The organism is Clostridium grantii DSM 8605, from assembly GCF_900129965.1.
Lineage (GTDB): Bacteria > Bacillota > Clostridia > Clostridiales > Clostridiaceae > Clostridium_AF > Clostridium_AF grantii.
Genome location: NZ_FQXM01000004.1, coordinates 124,175 through 141,439 on the forward strand (window position 1 = coordinate 124,175; position 17,265 = coordinate 141,439).

General features: G+C 29.3%; 24 protein-coding genes. All 24 read right to left on the minus strand.

Annotated elements, in window-relative coordinates; genetic code table 11:
* Positions 1–24: 24 nt before the first annotated feature.
* Positions 25–2,175, minus strand: coding sequence for a BppU family phage baseplate upper protein (locus tag BUB83_RS04190; RefSeq protein WP_073337193.1), 2,151 nt, complete (start codon positions 2,173–2,175; stop codon positions 25–27).
* A gap of 48 nt (positions 2,176–2,223) precedes the next feature.
* On the minus strand, positions 2,224–2,916 hold the full coding sequence (locus BUB83_RS04195; RefSeq protein ID WP_073337194.1) for a phage tail domain-containing protein: 693 nt from the start codon (positions 2,914–2,916) through the stop codon (positions 2,224–2,226).
* Position 2,917: 1 nt separating this feature from the next.
* A complete protein-coding gene (locus BUB83_RS04200; RefSeq protein ID WP_073337195.1) occupies positions 2,918–4,720 on the minus strand; it encodes a phage tail protein in 1,803 nt (600 codons plus the stop codon).
* Positions 4,721–4,733: 13 nt separating this feature from the next.
* Positions 4,734–5,051: a hypothetical protein gene (locus tag BUB83_RS04205; protein WP_073337196.1), complete on the minus strand. Its 318-nt coding sequence runs from the start codon at positions 5,049–5,051 to the stop codon at positions 4,734–4,736.
* A 14-nt stretch (positions 5,052–5,065) separates the two neighbouring features.
* Positions 5,066–5,413, minus strand: coding sequence for a hypothetical protein (locus BUB83_RS04210; protein ID WP_073337197.1), 348 nt, complete (start codon positions 5,411–5,413; stop codon positions 5,066–5,068).
* A gap of 54 nt (positions 5,414–5,467) precedes the next feature.
* Positions 5,468–5,980 (minus strand): hypothetical protein, encoded by a 513-nt coding sequence (locus BUB83_RS04215; RefSeq protein ID WP_073337198.1) that lies wholly within the window; start codon positions 5,978–5,980, stop codon positions 5,468–5,470.
* 15 nt (positions 5,981–5,995) lie between these two features.
* Positions 5,996–6,382, minus strand: coding sequence for a hypothetical protein (locus tag BUB83_RS04220; protein ID WP_073337199.1), 387 nt, complete (start codon positions 6,380–6,382; stop codon positions 5,996–5,998).
* On the minus strand, positions 6,382–6,699 hold the full coding sequence (locus BUB83_RS04225; protein WP_073337200.1) for an HK97-gp10 family putative phage morphogenesis protein: 318 nt from the start codon (positions 6,697–6,699) through the stop codon (positions 6,382–6,384). Before BUB83_RS04225 ends, BUB83_RS04220 begins: the two co-directional genes overlap by 1 nt.
* Positions 6,696–6,992: a hypothetical protein gene (locus tag BUB83_RS04230; RefSeq protein WP_073337201.1), complete on the minus strand. Its 297-nt coding sequence runs from the start codon at positions 6,990–6,992 to the stop codon at positions 6,696–6,698. Before BUB83_RS04230 ends, BUB83_RS04225 begins: the two co-directional genes overlap by 4 nt.
* Before the next feature lie 3 nt (positions 6,993–6,995).
* The gene (locus tag BUB83_RS04235; protein WP_143160471.1) at positions 6,996–7,310 is read right to left on the minus strand and encodes a phage head-tail connector protein; all 315 of its coding nucleotides are present in this window, start codon (positions 7,308–7,310) and stop codon (positions 6,996–6,998) included.
* Positions 7,311–7,321: 11 nt separating this feature from the next.
* Entirely contained in the window at positions 7,322–7,450 is a 129-nt protein-coding gene (locus BUB83_RS22670) for a hypothetical protein (RefSeq protein WP_278336913.1), read from the minus strand.
* A 46-nt stretch (positions 7,451–7,496) separates the two neighbouring features.
* Entirely contained in the window at positions 7,497–8,309 is an 813-nt protein-coding gene (locus BUB83_RS04240; RefSeq protein ID WP_073337202.1) for a N4-gp56 family major capsid protein, read from the minus strand.
* Positions 8,310–8,371: 62 nt separating this feature from the next.
* Positions 8,372–8,992: a DUF4355 domain-containing protein gene (locus tag BUB83_RS04245; RefSeq protein WP_073337203.1), complete on the minus strand. Its 621-nt coding sequence runs from the start codon at positions 8,990–8,992 to the stop codon at positions 8,372–8,374.
* A 277-nt stretch (positions 8,993–9,269) separates the two neighbouring features.
* The gene (locus BUB83_RS04250; protein ID WP_073337204.1) at positions 9,270–10,043 is read right to left on the minus strand and encodes a minor capsid protein; all 774 of its coding nucleotides are present in this window, start codon (positions 10,041–10,043) and stop codon (positions 9,270–9,272) included.
* Between the two features lie 8 nt (positions 10,044–10,051).
* Positions 10,052–11,311 carry a phage portal protein gene (locus BUB83_RS04255; RefSeq protein ID WP_073337205.1) on the minus strand — a complete coding sequence of 420 codons (1,260 nt, stop codon included), beginning with the start codon at positions 11,309–11,311 and terminating at the stop codon, positions 10,052–10,054.
* Positions 11,312–11,332: 21 nt separating this feature from the next.
* A complete protein-coding gene (locus tag BUB83_RS04260) occupies positions 11,333–13,108 on the minus strand; it encodes a hypothetical protein (RefSeq protein ID WP_084133404.1) in 1,776 nt (591 codons plus the stop codon).
* A 619-nt stretch (positions 13,109–13,727) separates the two neighbouring features.
* The gene (locus tag BUB83_RS04265) at positions 13,728–14,300 is read right to left on the minus strand and encodes a recombinase family protein (RefSeq protein WP_073337206.1); all 573 of its coding nucleotides are present in this window, start codon (positions 14,298–14,300) and stop codon (positions 13,728–13,730) included.
* A 283-nt stretch (positions 14,301–14,583) separates the two neighbouring features.
* Positions 14,584–15,024 carry an IS630 transposase-related protein gene (locus tag BUB83_RS04270; protein ID WP_073337207.1) on the minus strand — a complete coding sequence of 147 codons (441 nt, stop codon included), beginning with the start codon at positions 15,022–15,024 and terminating at the stop codon, positions 14,584–14,586.
* A gap of 117 nt (positions 15,025–15,141) precedes the next feature.
* Positions 15,142–15,396 carry a hypothetical protein gene (locus BUB83_RS04275; protein WP_073337208.1) on the minus strand — a complete coding sequence of 85 codons (255 nt, stop codon included), beginning with the start codon at positions 15,394–15,396 and terminating at the stop codon, positions 15,142–15,144.
* Between the two features lie 81 nt (positions 15,397–15,477).
* The gene (locus BUB83_RS04280; protein ID WP_073337209.1) at positions 15,478–15,657 is read right to left on the minus strand and encodes a hypothetical protein; all 180 of its coding nucleotides are present in this window, start codon (positions 15,655–15,657) and stop codon (positions 15,478–15,480) included.
* 111 nt (positions 15,658–15,768) lie between these two features.
* Positions 15,769–16,026 (minus strand): DUF5659 domain-containing protein, encoded by a 258-nt coding sequence (locus tag BUB83_RS04285; protein WP_073337210.1) that lies wholly within the window; start codon positions 16,024–16,026, stop codon positions 15,769–15,771.
* On the minus strand, positions 16,016–16,195 hold the full coding sequence (locus BUB83_RS04290) for a hypothetical protein (RefSeq protein WP_073337211.1): 180 nt from the start codon (positions 16,193–16,195) through the stop codon (positions 16,016–16,018). The genes BUB83_RS04285 and BUB83_RS04290 overlap by 11 nt, the downstream gene beginning before the upstream one ends.
* Positions 16,188–16,742 carry a GIY-YIG nuclease family protein gene (locus BUB83_RS04295; protein WP_073337212.1) on the minus strand — a complete coding sequence of 185 codons (555 nt, stop codon included), beginning with the start codon at positions 16,740–16,742 and terminating at the stop codon, positions 16,188–16,190. Before BUB83_RS04295 ends, BUB83_RS04290 begins: the two co-directional genes overlap by 8 nt.
* A 176-nt stretch (positions 16,743–16,918) precedes the next feature.
* On the minus strand, positions 16,919–17,191 hold the full coding sequence (locus tag BUB83_RS04300) for a hypothetical protein (RefSeq protein WP_073337213.1): 273 nt from the start codon (positions 17,189–17,191) through the stop codon (positions 16,919–16,921).
* Positions 17,192–17,265: the final 74 nt, after the last annotated feature.

Below are 17,265 nucleotides of genomic sequence, written 5' to 3' on the forward strand. Positions count from 1 at the left end.
TTCGTCTTATTTATCTAAGTCGTATTAAACTGCCGAAAGAACAACATTTGATATTTTAGCAGCTGTTTGTCCCCATGTAAAACCAATATAAAAATCTCTTATAACGTCACTATTCGTTACGGTTCTGACCACCCCACCATTTACTTGAACTGATATTGTGGTAGCAGTAAATATTATTTCTATATTTAAAGGTACACTAACTGCCATTGGCGTAAAACTATTTCCCCACGCTGCACCACTTACCCCTGCTGCTGTTCCGTTTAATACCTCTGTAATACCAATAAATCCATCTTGTCTAAAATAGATTTGATAGGAATTTGCCATATCTTCTGCTACAAATCCATGCGAAGCTCTATAAGCACCAACACCATTTGGACCGATTGGAAATTCATCACAGTTTGAAAAATGAAATCCGACATTTTTAGTAGTCGTTGCATTTAATACTTTTGGTGTGATTATTGCATTTAATTTAAAGCTGTTATTTGTTAATTTTTTAGCAACATAAGTACAATAATCAAGTGTGTTAGATGATATTTCTGATTCTTCAATTCCATCACCAACCATTTGGTATTTTACTTTTTCGTGAATAGTGTCTACTGCCCATTCTTGATTCAAATAAATGTTTGAAAATGGTATCGTGAAGGGCAATCCCATTTGAGTTGTTGCAATTGTCCCATCTAAATAACTAGGATTTTTACACATTATACTATCTACACCTAAAGCAATATATTTATTATTTACTAATTTATTTTTAACAACTGATACATTAACTTTTAACCCAACTGCATGAGCTTCCGAAATTTTTTCCTTCATTTGTAACAATTCAGACCCAAAGAAAACCCACTTATAACCACTCGAAACATAATAGTCCATGCTTTTAGACGTATTATAAACCGTTCCACATTCAATTGATGAATCTACAGAGTGCACATTAGTAATATCGGGTATTGTATATGCTCCAACTATTACATTGTTTTGTAAATTATATTTAACAATCATTTGAGCAACAAGTATTGTTGATATACCACCTGCTAAGCTCTTAATGTCTAATAGATAAATTTTACTTTTACCATATTTTTTAAAAACATTTTCAAGTGTTGGTATTTTTTCATCAATAAATTTTTGATAACCATAATTAAAATTTAGTTGCATTAAGTCATCATAATACATATCTGCGATAAATCCTACACCATTTGAACATCTATCAACGGTATCATCATGACTTAATACTAATATATTATCTTTTGTTTTCAAAACATCAAGTTCTAAGGCATAATTATATGATTCAACACCAATATGTCCTGTTTTTGTGTTTTCAGGGTATATTTGTTCTATAGTCCCCCTATGACACATATATTTATCCATATTTAACAAATCAACTCTTGATGTATCTGTTAAATAGTTTATTGCATCTGTTTTTAAAGCAGATTTAAAAATTGTACCATTTCCAATACCAGTACTTTGAAACTGGACAGCTTGTGTCCATACTGTTCCACTCCATCTATACGTATATCCATCTTCTACAACTAAATATAAACCCTCTGCACCAGTTGGGTGAGCTGCTTGTAATAAAGCTAAAGTATCATAATTCCCTTCTAGTTTTAATTGTCCTAAAGCATTTAACTCAACTTTGGTCGCCTTTTCTTCCAAAGACGAGCTAACCGAAATTAATTCTGCTGTGTTATTTGCTATATTTGTTGTGTTAGTATCAACATTTGCCTTATAAGTTTCGTATTCTGCGAGACTGCTTAAAGCACTTGTCAAAGCAATAAAATCATTCAAACTTTCAATAGCTTCACCATCGACCAAACTTTCATTAACCGTAAAATTAAATCTTGCACTAGACACTCTTTCATTATCAGCACCAAATACAATTATTTCTGCTTCAACTAAACCTTTTGCAGAAACCATATCATCAGTTAATTCACATTTTACATTTCCATTTGTTGCATCAACTATAGTAATTTTATCCAAGCTACTAATAAAAACTGTAGTTCCATCAGATTTTTTTGCATAGAGATAAACTGTATTTGTTAGCAAGTCATAAGCCTGTCCATCTTGTGTGAGTACAATATCTAAAACATTGCTCTTGCTATCACCTTGCGTAAATTTTATATCATATATTTTTTTTTGCTTCATATCTAAATTAAAACTATAACTTTTTTGTGTTATCATTTTTATTATCAACCCCTATAAATAAAAATAGTGCCTAATAATTAAACACTATTTATATCTTAAATTTAATTGTATTTCTATTTTTGTTACTGTTCCTGCATAACTAATTGTGTTTTCTCCAACATGCAAAAGAGGAAAATCACCATTCATATCAGCATTTTTTAATTCTGTATCTTTGTAACATTCCAATAAATCACTATCAACAATCACATATTCATCAACATTTGTTAGATTAAAAGTATTATTATTAATTGTGATATTAATATTACCTTCTCCAAAAACCTTTATAATAGGCTTACAAGTAGTTGTTCCATTATTGTAAACCGTAGAATTACTAGAGGTTAACGTTATAATAGATGTGCTTAGATCCCTTTTAAAAGGTTGGCACTCAAATTGAATTATGATGCTATGCCAAATGTTAAAAATTTCTTTAAAAGAAATAGAATTTATAATTGTAGCGTCATAAACTTTATATTCTTCATTAGAAAAAGTCACTTCACCGCTACCATCAAGCCAACTAGAAATATAATCTATGTCTGCATTAGCCTTTAACGTACATTCAACCGTTTTTACAGTTCCTCTATAACTACCTAAATCTTCCGTCAAAAATCCATCTCTACCTTCTATTTCAATTTTATTTATGTCCTTTTGTGCTTTCATCATATCAGGTAGTTTAATTACTACAATTCCATCAATATCTCTACTATCAATCCCATTAAAAATAAAATAAGGTAGTGCCATATTATGCACCCCCTTTAGCTAAACTATTTTGTTTTCTGTAAGACTCTAACTCTTCTGCAAATGCTTGCACATCTTCTTTTCTGTTGTTAATAAATTTATCTATTTTTATAATTATATCTCCACCACTCTTAGAATTTTGTCCATCCTTATAAGCCATTTCAACAGTTTTATCATGGGGGTATATTTTACTATGATTTGGAAGTTCTACTATCTCTCCGCCCATTTCATTTATCCCTGCTAATCCACCTTCAAAATCATCTGTTCCTTTTGCATACCAATCTACGCCAAGTTTTGGAACGCTTGGAGGTGCTAAACTAAAGCTTCCATTTATTTTAAAATGTGGCATTTTAATATGAGGTAAACTAATATTCAAATTGCTAAAGAATCCTTTTATTTTATCTATTTGCCCTTTTACAAAATCTACTGCTGCTCCTATTGGAGACATTATTTTTGCTTTAATGTCATTAAATTTAGAACTTACAACACCTGCTAAATTTGATAATGCTGCACTCGCAATGCCTCCAAGTGCATTAAAAATATTAGAAAACGTTTCTTTTATTACTGTTAACCCTAATTTTATTACATTTTTTATCATATTAAGTCCGCTGTTTATAATATTATTAAGAAAACCCATCACACCACTAACAATATTTTTTATTGCTTCCCATGCACCTGACCAGTCACCCTTTAAAATAGAAGTAAACAATTTAAATATGTTTTTAATAATATCTAAAGCAAATTTAATATTATTCGTTATAAAATCCATGTACTTTTTAACAATAGCCATTATTTCAGCACCATGATTTTCCCAAAATGCCTTTGCAAATACAATAAATGCTTTTATAAATTCTGTAATAGCTGTTATAACTTCCATTACAGTAGTTTTAATAGAGTTCATTTGTGTAGCATTTTCTGTTGCGTAGCTTGTTATCGCTGTTTTAACATTGTTTATTATTCCAATTACAAAATTAAACGCAACTCCAATAGCATCCATTGTTGCGTTTATTACTGTTTCAATTTGTTGCATGTGGTTGCCTATGTATTGTGCCATAGTGGTAAACGCTGGAAGAAACCTATTTCCAATATTAACTGCTATATCTTCAAATCTGCCCTTAATATTTCTCATTTGATTGGCATATCCTTGGCTTGTTTTTTCAGCATCACCTATAGCATTTTTGCTTTGGTCTAAAGCTATCTGATACCTAATTTCCATCTTTTCAGATTCAGATAATGCTTGTATATTATCTCCAAGACCCATAGAACGAGCCTTTTCTTTCATAACAGTTTCATTTATTACTATTCCCATCGCTTTTAATGACTCTGTTTCCCCCATTAAACCTTTTCTAAGACGTTCAACACCTTCTGCTGCCCCACCTTGCAAATTTTGAAAACTTGCCAAGTCTGTTCCCAATCCTTGTATCTTCGTTGCAAAATCAAAAGCACTATCAGAACTCATTCCAAAACCCGTCATCATGTCTTGCGAATCAGCCATCATACCTTTTATTTCTGTTCTAGAACCTCCAACTTTATCTTGAAAATTCTTTGCCCAGTCTTCTGCACCTTTGTTCAGAGAGCCGAAAACAGTATCAAATTTACTCTGCATTTCAGCAGCATCACTAGCAGCTGTCAAGGAATATTTACCTAATTCTAGTATTTTCTTACCTATTGCCAATGCACCAATTGTTTTTACAAGTTTACCAAAAGTTCCATTACTTTTTTCTGCACCCTTTGTTACATTGTTTATTTTATTTTCAGCATTATCATCTCTTATCGTTATATCGCCAAAAAGTTCAAATAATTGCATTTTTATTTCTCACCTACCTCAATTTATTTGTCCATTCTACATTATTAGATTTTGCTGTCATAAGTTCTGCTTTATTTATTATATTTAGCTTTGTTTGCTCGTCTATTTTAATTTCACTTTTTTTCTTAGTTGTTGTTACTTTGTCTCTGTATTCTTCAAAAGAGATAAAATTATCTTTACCCATATTTTGGTATAACATCAACCAAGCCGAATATATTCTATCTTCTTTTTCTTTCTTTATTTGCGAATAATACATATTAATAAAATCTTCTATATCCATATCTAGCACAGATTGCACATCGTTATATGTGCTGAAAACCTTATTTTGCATTGAAACTATATCATCTATCTCAATGCAACCGTAAAAACTTTATTAAAACTTTCTGATTCAAATAATTCTTGCATTAATTCTATAAATTTATCAATTTCCATGTTTTGTATATCTTTAGCCTTTTGTTCAGTTATTTTAGCGAGAAAAGCATATAAATCTTGTTCAGCATTATCAATATTCTCAATTATCATCATTATTATTTCAAACTGTGCTTCTTTTTTTGCTAGTATAATTTCATTGTCAGTTTTACCTTTTATATCTTCTACGTTAGAAAATAAAATTTGTTTTAATTGTTGCTTTACATTCATTTTTTTTACTATCTTTGCTATTGTAAATAAATCTGCTGTAACTATATTCCTCATTTTTAGTTCCTCCAAGTTTTTTATAATAAAAAAAAGACTAGATTAATTCTAGTCTTAGTTCAAATATTTAATTTTCCAAGGTTCGCAATTTGGTGTTAATGGATCAAAAGTAGCTGTCAACTCAACATCTGCAACAATTTCTTCTTTGTCTTTAAATTTCATTTCCAAATCCCCTAACCCTGTTGCGTTTTCTATCATAATAATTATTTCTTTCCCTGCTTTATCTGTTCCAACAAAAGCCACGTTATCAATATAATCGCTTAATACCAAATCTTCCGTTGCTGTTATTTCTGTATATGTATCAACTACTTTACTTTCTAATCCCGCAAAGAACTTAGTCATATTTGTTTCAATCAAATTTAAAGCACCAAAAGACATAGTTATTTCTACACTTTCTTTAATGCTCATACCCTTTTCTTTACCTAATGCACCGTTTCTTTCAATATCGTGGTATTTAACCTTGCGATTAAATTTTCCTTCACCTTGCGTAGAACCAACTAAACTTTCAGTCGCAAGACCGAAATCAAAATAAATAGCACCAGAGCCTAATAATATTTTATCAGCCATTTTTTTTACCTCACTTTATTCGTATTTTTTTATTACGTATTTTAATTTTCTACGTTTTATTATCGTTGTATCGTTCTCATTTGTTTCGTCAAGATAGAATTTCCAAACATTTTGTCTGTATATTATGCAATTCAAATCCTCATCATTATAATTTAATCTATTTAAAGCATTGTCTATTGTATTTACTATTGTTTCAATCTCAACAATACTGTCATTGTTAGAAAATATATCTATATCTATTTGTATATCTTCTCTATATTTTTCAAACTCAAATACATTTTCAAAGTTCAAAATAATTGAAGGGAATACAGTTACAATGCTAGGTTTAGCATTATATATTTCTACATTTTTAAGATTCATTTCATCGAATTTAGCATTTAATAATTTATATAAATCTAACATTATTCTTCCCCCCAATTCTTATTTGCAATTTCTTGTATTGTGCCTAAATTTTCTGTATATGCTGGTGTCCAATGTGGTTGTGCTTGCTGTTTGCTTGTACCAAATTCAACATAAGCATCATATTCAACATCAGAACCCACTCTAACTGTATCATTACTTATAACCTCATGTGTTTCTCTTCTACGCAAATCACCTGTCAGAACTGGTGTCCTCATTTGTGCTTCTGCTACCACTAGAGAGCCTATTTCTTCAAGTATTTGCCTTTTCCTTCTATCTATTTCTGCTAAAACTTCATCTGTAAAATTATTAAATGTCATATTCTATTCACCATCGCTTCAATATAATCTTCCCAAATAATAGTAGAAGTTATAAGATAATAGTTAGAATTATAAAAAATAAAATTACCTTGTTTAATATTAGAATTAATATTAGCAAAAATTCTATTAGTACAAGAAATATCAAGTCCATAATCCCTAGAAGCAAGAGTAGACGAATAAGGTTGCATATCACATTCAATAGTATCAATTACAGTTTTAGTTTTTACTCTATCGCCATATTCATTTTTTGTATAAGTTTCATTACAAATATCCACCATATAATCATAAAACATAGTCTACCCCCTCAGAATAACCAAGGGAACGGGTAACATATTAGCTACAAAAGCAGGGAATACAACATCTGCATAAGTTACACTTCTACTACCTTGTGCCATAGATTTTATGTTTTCTTTACCTTTTATACGGTACATATATACAACTAACTCTTCTATAGCATCCACATAGTTAGATTCTATTTCTTCTAAAGTCTCATTTGTATTTAGATATTGCTTAATCATCTGTTTTGATTTTCTAATATAAATGTTCAATAATTCATCTTTAGAATAATCTGTTATATCTAAAATTATTTTTACTTCTTCTAATATATCCATTTATAACACCTCTACTTTTTAGTAGTAGATTTAGTTTTCTTTTTAGTAGTAGTTGTTTTTTTAACCTTTTCTACAGTTTCAACTTTTTCTACTACTTCATTTTTTTCTTTTTCTTTTTCTCTATGTCTTCTAATTAACATTTAATTCAACTCCATTAAAAAGAGAGGGATTTACCCTCTCAATTAATTATTTTGCTAAGTATTTTACACACTTAGACTCGTCACTCAATACTGCTACATAATGTTCGTCTGCACTAATTACAGTAGTTTTCGCCAATATATCTCTGTCAGTTTCAACATTTACATCTTTTTTCAAGTAGATTGTTAATGCTCCTGCTTTAACAATTAAATTAGAATATACACCTGCTGCTACTGGAACTTTAGCACTTGCAACAACTTGGCAACCTGCTATTTCACCAATAACACCTGTCATTATTGTGTTATCGCCCATTTGGGAAGCTTTTATAAAGTTTTCATCTTTTCTTAAAGTGCCTTTTTGAAGTGGGTGTATAAATAATACTTTTGTTTCATCGTCTTCTTCTTCAAACTTATCTATAGCATCAACTATACCTGTATAAGAAATAAAGTTTGCAGAATCGTCAGAAACTAAAGTTGTAGAAACTAATGCTGTTACACAGTCAGCGTCTACTTTAGCTGTAATAGCTTTTTCCAATTGTGCTTCTGCTTCACCAACCGGATCTCCGTATCCACTTAATGCAGATTCATCTGTAATCTCTACTGCTTTACCTGCTTTCTTAACTGTTGCTTGTGTAGAAGATGCTGTTAATACAGTTGTACCCATTGCAATACCTTCTGCTACGTCTTCTGCGTCTCCAATATAAGCAAATTTAGGAACTGTAATAGTGTTTCCTGCTTGTCCTACTAAAGTTGTATCAATTGTTGCTAAAGGTGCGAATTTAATTTTATTTGGAAGTGTTGCAGAAATCATATCTGCCATAACCTCAGGATTTACTAAGTTTGTTAATGTTGTTTGTGCCATTTTTAATTACCTCTCTATATGTTGTATAGTGCTTATTTATAGACTAGCCCGAAAGTCAATTTTTATTTGTTTAATTCTTTATATAGTTCAGGATTAGAAGTCATAAACTCGACTCTTTCTTTATATCCCATTTTTAATAATTGTTCTTTTGTCATTTTCCCACCACTTCCACCAGTAGGAGGAATATGTATGTTACTTTTTATTTTGTTCTCTACCCTTTCAGATAAAGATGTGTTAAAAATTTCTTCAATTGAATTAATGTTAGCTAACGTATTTTCTTCACTGTCAGCAACTAAAAACTTTGCTAACGTAGAAGGCAACTTCTTACTATTTAAAGATTCTAAAGCTTTATTTGTTAAATCCTTACGTAAGGATTCAGATTTCATTTGTTCTATTTCCGCTTTTAATTGTGCCATTGCAGTATCTTTGGGGTCAGTGTCGGGATATAATTCTTTTATTTTCTCATCGACCAATTTTTGGAGATTGTTGGATTTAAAAGTCTCAATTCCTTTTCCTAAATGTTTATCTTTAATACTGTCTAACCAACTTTTACTATCCTTATCCTCTTCTACAAATGACTTAATTCTATCTAAATTAATAGGATTCAAACCATTCACAAAATTTTGAACGTCTGTATTGTCTTTATTTGCTTCTATATATTCTTGCATCTCTTTAATATCCATTATTTTATTACCTCCATTGCACTTCTAACTACTACTGTACCTAGAAACACATAAGTTTTATTTTTTTGAATGTTCTTTTAGGTCTACTCCATACAAAGACCCATTTGTAATATTTTTTTGCATTATAAAAGACTATTAACTAAAGTCCTTTGAGGACACAAGTTAATAGCCTAAATATTTTTGTTTTTCTTCCATTCGGAATACTTAACATAATCAATTATTTCTTTTGTTTCATTGTCTTTACGCCTACTTGGAGTCCACGCAGCGAAAGGGACATTTACAAGTAGGCTACGGCAAAAGGGTGCAGTGGTGGAATAGGTTTATTACTATCACCTATATCAAATTCCTGTCCATCGTAAAATTGACATATTTCCGATGTTTTATTATCCAATGTAGCTAGAAATAATTGTTTCTTTATTCCTGTACTTCTTGCTATTTCTTCATTTGCTTGTGCTTCAACTCTAGCCATTTCAGTTCTTGCCAAACGTAAAGACTCATACGCTTGTACATCGTATTGCTTTTTTATGTTATTACTTACTTGTTGTACTGTTCTATTACCCTTCATTGCTTCAATAATTTCTAGCTGCAATTTATTCATCATATCAGTTTTATTTGTCCAAATTCTATCAGAAAATAATTCACCCGCAAACTCTTTATTTACAATAGCGTCAATAAACTCTTGTCTAATTAAATTAAAGTCCAAGTCTATTTTAATACCCGAATCAAGTATAAAAGCATTTTTGTAATAAGTTTCCTTAAATACATTAGATAATAATTCTGTTGTAACTGCTATTTCGCTCCTAGTTAAACTAGATGCGTTGTTAGATAGTATTTTAGTTAATTCTTTCTTAATAGAATTTAATTTAACACTGTTCATAGAAATTAAATTATCTATTGCATATTTACCAAACATTATATAAACATAATCAAGTAATTCATCTCTATCAGATTTCTGTTTTTTTAAAATTTCTTTTATCTGCCCAGTAGTCAATTCTTCATTGTCCAATTTTATCTGCTCTATCATTTTTTGGTATTCTTTATCTATAGCCATACCATCACCTAAACAATATTATCTAAATTAATAGCATTAGATTCTTGTTCAGCCCTCAATTTAGCCATTTCTGCTTCTGTATTATCAACAAAGGAAAGTTGTGCTATTCCTGTTTCATTGCTTATCATACCACTTAGCTGTGCTAACATTAGGCTTGTAGTGTGATCGTCGCTAGGTATCATTGCAGTAAATTTAACTCTTATATTTCTGTAGTCATATTGTTTAGAAGTTAGCAATTCAATATAATTAAACATTAATCTTAGTCTATTCAACATGCAATCAGTTACAGCATTTTCATTAAATTTACATTTCTGTTCAAGACTAATTAATCTTGATCTTAAGGCAACCCCACTAATATTAGAAGATAATTTCTCATTGGTGTTTACATGGCTAGATAATTCATACATATTTTCTTTCACAGTAGTAAGAGTATTTTGGATAAATGTATCATTAATGTTTTTAACAAGCCAATCTACCGAAGAGTCTTTATTTGAAGTTTGTATTATGCCGAGTTTCTTCATATTCGCCAAATCTTCTTCTTTTACTTGACAATTTTGGAACTTCAAATAAGCATTTCTAAAATCACAAATTTCATTAGAAATATCACTCAAATTAGTTTCATAAGCATCTTGTAAGCCTTTGATATCTTCAAATAATGTATCTTTCTCGTCATCTCTGCTAGTTGTGCAAATAGAAATTGGAACTTCTCCAAATATATGATTTTTAACAGATGTTACAGATAAATCAGCAACTAAACATGTAGTTATTTCTGTAGAAGTGTATATATCTACATATTCTATATCAGAAAATTTGTCTAATTTATAAAAATGTAATGCCATTGTTGTATTCCCAAAATAATCACGATATACATAACAATTGAGTGGTGTTAGTAATCTACTACAGAATTGTGCATTGTTATCTATGTAATACAACTCATAACTTTCACCAAAAATTAATGAATTTTTAAGTAATTCTTGGTCGTGCTTCTTGCTCCAATGCGCTAAATTTAATTCTATAGCACTTATAATATCGCTATTATCTGTACTTTTATTTATATATGTGACACTATTCGATAATATATAACTAGCTTCTTCTTTTATAAATTTCTTCACAAAATTAGTTCTTACTTTTAGATTAGAACGTGTTGTTTGTAGTTTATAATCTCTTAAAGCATCTGTATCACCTTTATAATAGTTGTAATTTTTTTGCACATAAGATTTATTAATTCTGTAATCTTGTATGCAACTTTGTATTAATTCTAAATCCATAATTCACCTCCATAGGTTGTATTAGAATAATTTCTTAATGTCTAACACACTTATATAACTATTTGTTTGTATTTCATTTATATTTATATATAACTCTGCTACGGTATCGCTACTATCGTCATGTCCGTTGCCATATCTTTGACCAGCAAATTCTTTTATTTGTTCAATAAATTCAACATCATTTTCATTAAAAATAATTTGTCCCAAGTTAACAGGACTTACTATAGTAGAAATTTTTTCATCTTTATTTCTTCTCTGCATTTTATTTATAAACTCTATTCTACGACTAGATAAATCCTTATCTTTAGCAATTAGTTCTTGTATTTTTTTAACGTCAGCACCTTGAAATGTATTTTTCTCTATACATACATGAGTTATATCCTCATATTGCTTTAATAATTCAATAACTTTCTCACAATAAGCATTAAATTCTAATTTATCAATTATTCCTTTTCTAATATATAAAAAATCATTATCAGCTATAGAGCCTACTGCAAATGCTGAATAATCACTTCTATTAGTAGTTGTAGAAGCAGGGTCTACACAAAGCATAGTTTTAATAAATGTATGTTCCTCAATTTCTTCTGTAGATTGTGTTCTTATAGATTTAAACCATTTTTCACCTACATTTTCACAGTCGCACATTAACTCTTGCATAAATGCTGTTCTTTTAGTCAAGTATTTCTTTGCTAAACTTAAACAATTATATTTTTCCCAAATCGTGGGAAATTGCATATCAGAATAATTATCATTATAGTATTGCCTAGATAATTGTTCTCTTTCTTCTTCATTTAGTTTAGTGTCCATCATAATTTTTTTATAATTTATCCAATATTGGTTATTTTCAAAATAATCATCAATGTCAATATTTGTAACTCGTCTATGAAATACTTTAAAATTTACGTCTTTTCTAATAGTATTAACAAAACAATCTGTCGCAAGTGGTGTACCTAGCACAAGAAATTTAGTAGCCATTTTAATTTTTACATTATTTCTATATACAGATTCGTCTCCAGACTCTTTAATTTCTTTATAAAATTTATTAACTGCACGTTCTTTAGCACCATCAGTTTTAATATCATTCTCATTTAACACATCATCTAAAATAATAACAGTTGGTCTAAATATACCATCTCTAGCAGAATAAGAAGTACCTCTAACAGAAGTTTCCCAACCATACGCCCTTATCATTGTATCGTTGTCTAATTCTAATTCTTGTTTATTTACAGTTCTATCTTTCTTATTTACAAGAGTTCCAAATGCTTTTTGAATAGTATCAAATTCAAGAAATTTTCTTACGTCTGATACAAATGCTTCAGCATCTTCAGATCTTTTACCTATTATAAGAGAATAACGAGATTTTTTAAAACAATGTAAATAACAAGATAATGCTTTATTTATAGTTGTAGATTTAGAACTTCCACGAGGGAGTATAAATTCAGCCATATCATGTGTATCATCAATAAATATTTTTTGTAATTCTTCCCATATTTCGTAATGTAAATTTGCCAAGTTTCTAGTTGTATTATTAGATTTTGGTACAAATATATCTTGTAAGAAATAGATACAGAAAAATTCTATATTATTTGACGCTAAATTTACTGCTAATCCATTTTTTGTAAATAAATTATCTTTATATTTTAATATAATATTAGTTGCACTCACTTCTGCTTCTTGTTGTGTTAGATTATTATTTTTAATATAATTAAGTGTTAAATAATGGTATAATATATATTTATCTCTTTGTTTATCAGATGTAAAATTCAACTTTGTAAAATCTATCATGTTATTATTCATTTTCCCCCTTTCTGTTTAATTATTTATTATTTATTTTATTTTTATATATTTGTTATCTTCAAGATGAATGTCACAAATAGGTAATCACCATTAGGGCGAGTAGTCGTTATTAGTACGAGTAGTAAACTTGACCACTTTTGGTTAAGTTGTTAGTTAACGTATATCATCATCAATCATATTCAACCCATGCCACATAGGCACACGTGTCGACCTCACCGACACTACAATTACAATTAGGATAGTGCAAACTTGAACTTTCCTAAATAGACAATCTGTCATTTTAGAATCTTGCTATCTATGGCATAGATACCTAAATATTTCTAATATCTACGACAATACACAACCGTCAAACTCTTCACACTTGTAATACCTTCCCCCGTTTTGGGGAAGGACTATCACCCAATCCAATCTTGGCTTCGGCTAATTATGACGATGGATTATCAATTGAGGGCGAGGGCGTACTAAATGGTACAGGGTATTGTTATTATTATTGCTATTATTATTAATCTTTCTAAGTTGGGAAAATATTATAAAAAATTATATAGTCCAATGCACCAAAATCATAATTTTTACATTAGAAGGGTGGGTGGGTCTATTATATGCAAGAAAAAAGAACAACCTATTCAGATTGCTCTATATCTTTTAATATTCTATATATTGTTGTTCTTCCTAGTCCTGTTTTATCTACTATATCTTTAATCTTATATCCCTCTTTAGCCATCAACTCTACTATATCAGCCTTATCATTCCGCTTGTTAGGTCTTCCACCTTCTCTACCTCTAGCCTTTGCACTAGCCAATCCCTCTTTAGTACGTTGAGATATTAAATCTCTTTCTAGTTGGCTTAATCCTGCCATTACAGTTAAGAGGAAACTATTATAAGGATTATCTGTTGTAGTATCTAACCAAGTATCTTTTATACTCTTAATACTAGCACCTTTATCCTTTATCTTTTGTACTATCTCTAATAAGTCCTTAGTGCTTCTACTTATTCTTGTTAGGTCAGCAATGATAACTATATCATCATACTTTAATTCTTCTAACATTTTATTAAGTTGTTCTCTATCTCTTTTAGTACCTGTAATCTTTTCTTTATATATATTTCTACTATCTACACCATACTTAACTAAAGCATCTATCTGCCGATCTAAAGACTGTTCTTCTGTACTAACTCTTGCATATCCTATTAACATTCCTAGCACCTCCGATATATTATATTATTAATATACCATAAACGTACCACAATGTAAATAGATATTGGAACGTTTATTGAAACAATTTTGAGTGCTAAAAATGGCTAAAATACGTTAGTTAAAATATTGTACCATAAATCACCGTTTAAGGGACAATAAAAGAAAGATTTTATTAACTTTTTATCATATATTCATGTAATTGTTATTATGTGCATACCTCTAGCATATCTACCAATGTACTCTAACCCTAGTTATACCAACGTTTAACACGATTATAGTATAATTATTTAGCTTTTTTCTCTAATTCTATCAACTTAAAATCATTCAATTCGTTCATAATTTGTTCATTGGTTTGGTTATTATTGTTATTTTCATCTGATATTTCTTGTATTTTAGTAGTATTTTTACCCAAAGTTTTATCTATCAAATAAATTAAGCAATCTGTTTTTATCTTATCGCTGTCAGATTCTAATGCTAATCTCTTAACTTCTGCAATATACTTATCCATATCATTCATAATTGCGTTCTGAGCTTTAGAAATAATTTGCTGTTTGCGTTTGTTTAACTCAGCCTTCACATCATCCAATTCTAACCACGCATATACTGTATTTCTAGTCACCTTTATATCTTTTGCAATCTGTGTAATAGTGTCATTCTTTAATATTCCTTCTATCATTTTCATTTTCAATTCTGACAATTCTTTGTTAGTTCCTAATGTTCCCATTCATCTACACACCTCCAGTTTATTTGTTTACCATATTTTAATATTAGTTTACAATTAAAATATATTATACCTATCTATTTTTCTACAAAATAAAAACACCCAAACTGGGTGTTCTTGCTAATCAATGTTATTAATTTCTTCTCTAATTTGTAAAAGCAATTCATATTCACGTAATTGTTTTGTATTTTCTTTAATTTTAAAATCAAGATTTCTTCTATGTTCAGTTCCTTTTAGGCTGTTATCCATAGTCATTTCTTCTAGCTCTGATTTCAATGACTTTATTTTATTTTCCAAAGAAATACCTTGATGTTTTTCATCAATAAAATCCCCGATTAATTTAAATATTTTATTATACTTTTCATATATCTCCACAACTCTCACCTCCCACATAAAATATTTTACTACACTTCAAATATTCTACATTAAAAGCAATTATCCTTTTTAATATTTCAATTATTTACATTTTTTCTTACTATCCTTCCAAGTTTGATAATAAGCAACCATCATAATTAACGAACAAAATCCAAAAATATTCGCTGCAACTTTAATAAATAATATATCTACATTCATAATATAAGCACATATAACAGCCATCACAAAACTTTTAATTAATCCCCTCACATTTTTATCCATATATTCCCCCTATATTCATATATTAATTAATTAATGAACGCTTGTTTAATGTGTGATTTCAACAACGGCACAAGGTTCAAAGCCTTATTTTTCTTGTATAGCGTGTACAAATTATCTACTTAATCTACTATGTCTTATCTCTCTCATCTCATCTTTCACACGTTTAAAACACTTTAGAAACTCATACATTTCACTATCATTTTTAAATTTATTAAGCAATTCTCTAACTTCATCTGTATTGTTAAAAATATAATCTATGTATTGTCTATTAGCATCTTCATAACAAATTGTATCTATTTCATTAATATTATGCGACTTTAACCATGCAATTTTATTTACACTCGATATTTGTATTGTTTCATTTACCATTTCTGTCCTCCCATATCAATTTTCCTGGTGTTTTTTCATTTTCAACATATTCCATAACAAATATTGCATTACCAACATTGCTATATTTCTTGCCTTCATTTTTTAATCCTGATATAATATCTAACATTTCAATTTTATTTGCATAAGGATAAACTAAACAATTACACATTACCCTCACCTTCCAAATTTTCTTTTTTCCAATCTAGTACTACACTTTTCCATTTTCTTGCTGTACAAATAAATGTTACATAGTTATAACTCATATTAAACTGTGCAGCTACATCTTTTCTGTTAATTTTTTCTAAAAATATTAATTCTAATACACGTATAATATCCGATCTCTTATATTTGCAATTCCCATTTCTTTCGTTTTGCTGTGCTAGTTTCATTTTTTTAGTATTAACTTTAACACTTCTGGTAGCATGTTTCTGCTTATTAATTAAAGTCCAACCTTCAATTTTTTGTACATGTTGCAACCACCAATTTTCCCTATCTTCTAATTCCTCTATACTACATTCTTCTAATATAGTATATTTCACTCTAGCTTTACCACCCTCGTTAAATGCTTCTTGTAATTCTTTATATCTGTGTTCATTATTTTTAAAAAAACTGCGGTAATGTGACCAGCGTTTAGATATATCGCTGCTTGAACCAACATATAAATTTCCTGTTTTTACATCCTCAATTGCATATACTCCACTTATCCCCATTTTCATTTTATATCCCCCTCGTTTCCCCTTACAGAAAACTTTTTTAATTTTAATTTATTTTAGTTTTTCTATTGCATTTGTATTTGATTACTGTTATAATTAAGTGAATACTTTTTTGCATTTTTAAATAAAAAAATATATAAGCAAAGGGAATCGCATTTCACGACCCCTTATATGTATTATTATTTACAATTCAAATAAATCAATTCTTCCATACTTTGGTAAAATATAACTTGTTGTGTATCCAAATTAATTAAAAATGTTTCCCAATCATACTCTTCTATTATAATTGTATTCGTTGCTAAATTATGAGCGAAACTTCTAATATCATCTTTACCTATGCCAATTTCGAGTTGTACCCCATTTACATCATTTACATATAGAGTATCCTTATCTGTACCACATTCTATTGCATTTTTGTCCATCAATTTAATAATTTGTTTTTTGTATCCCATTTCCACATTCCCCCTGTTTTTGGTATTGACTTTGACATCAACCCTATGTATAATAAAATTGTGTTAATACGTTT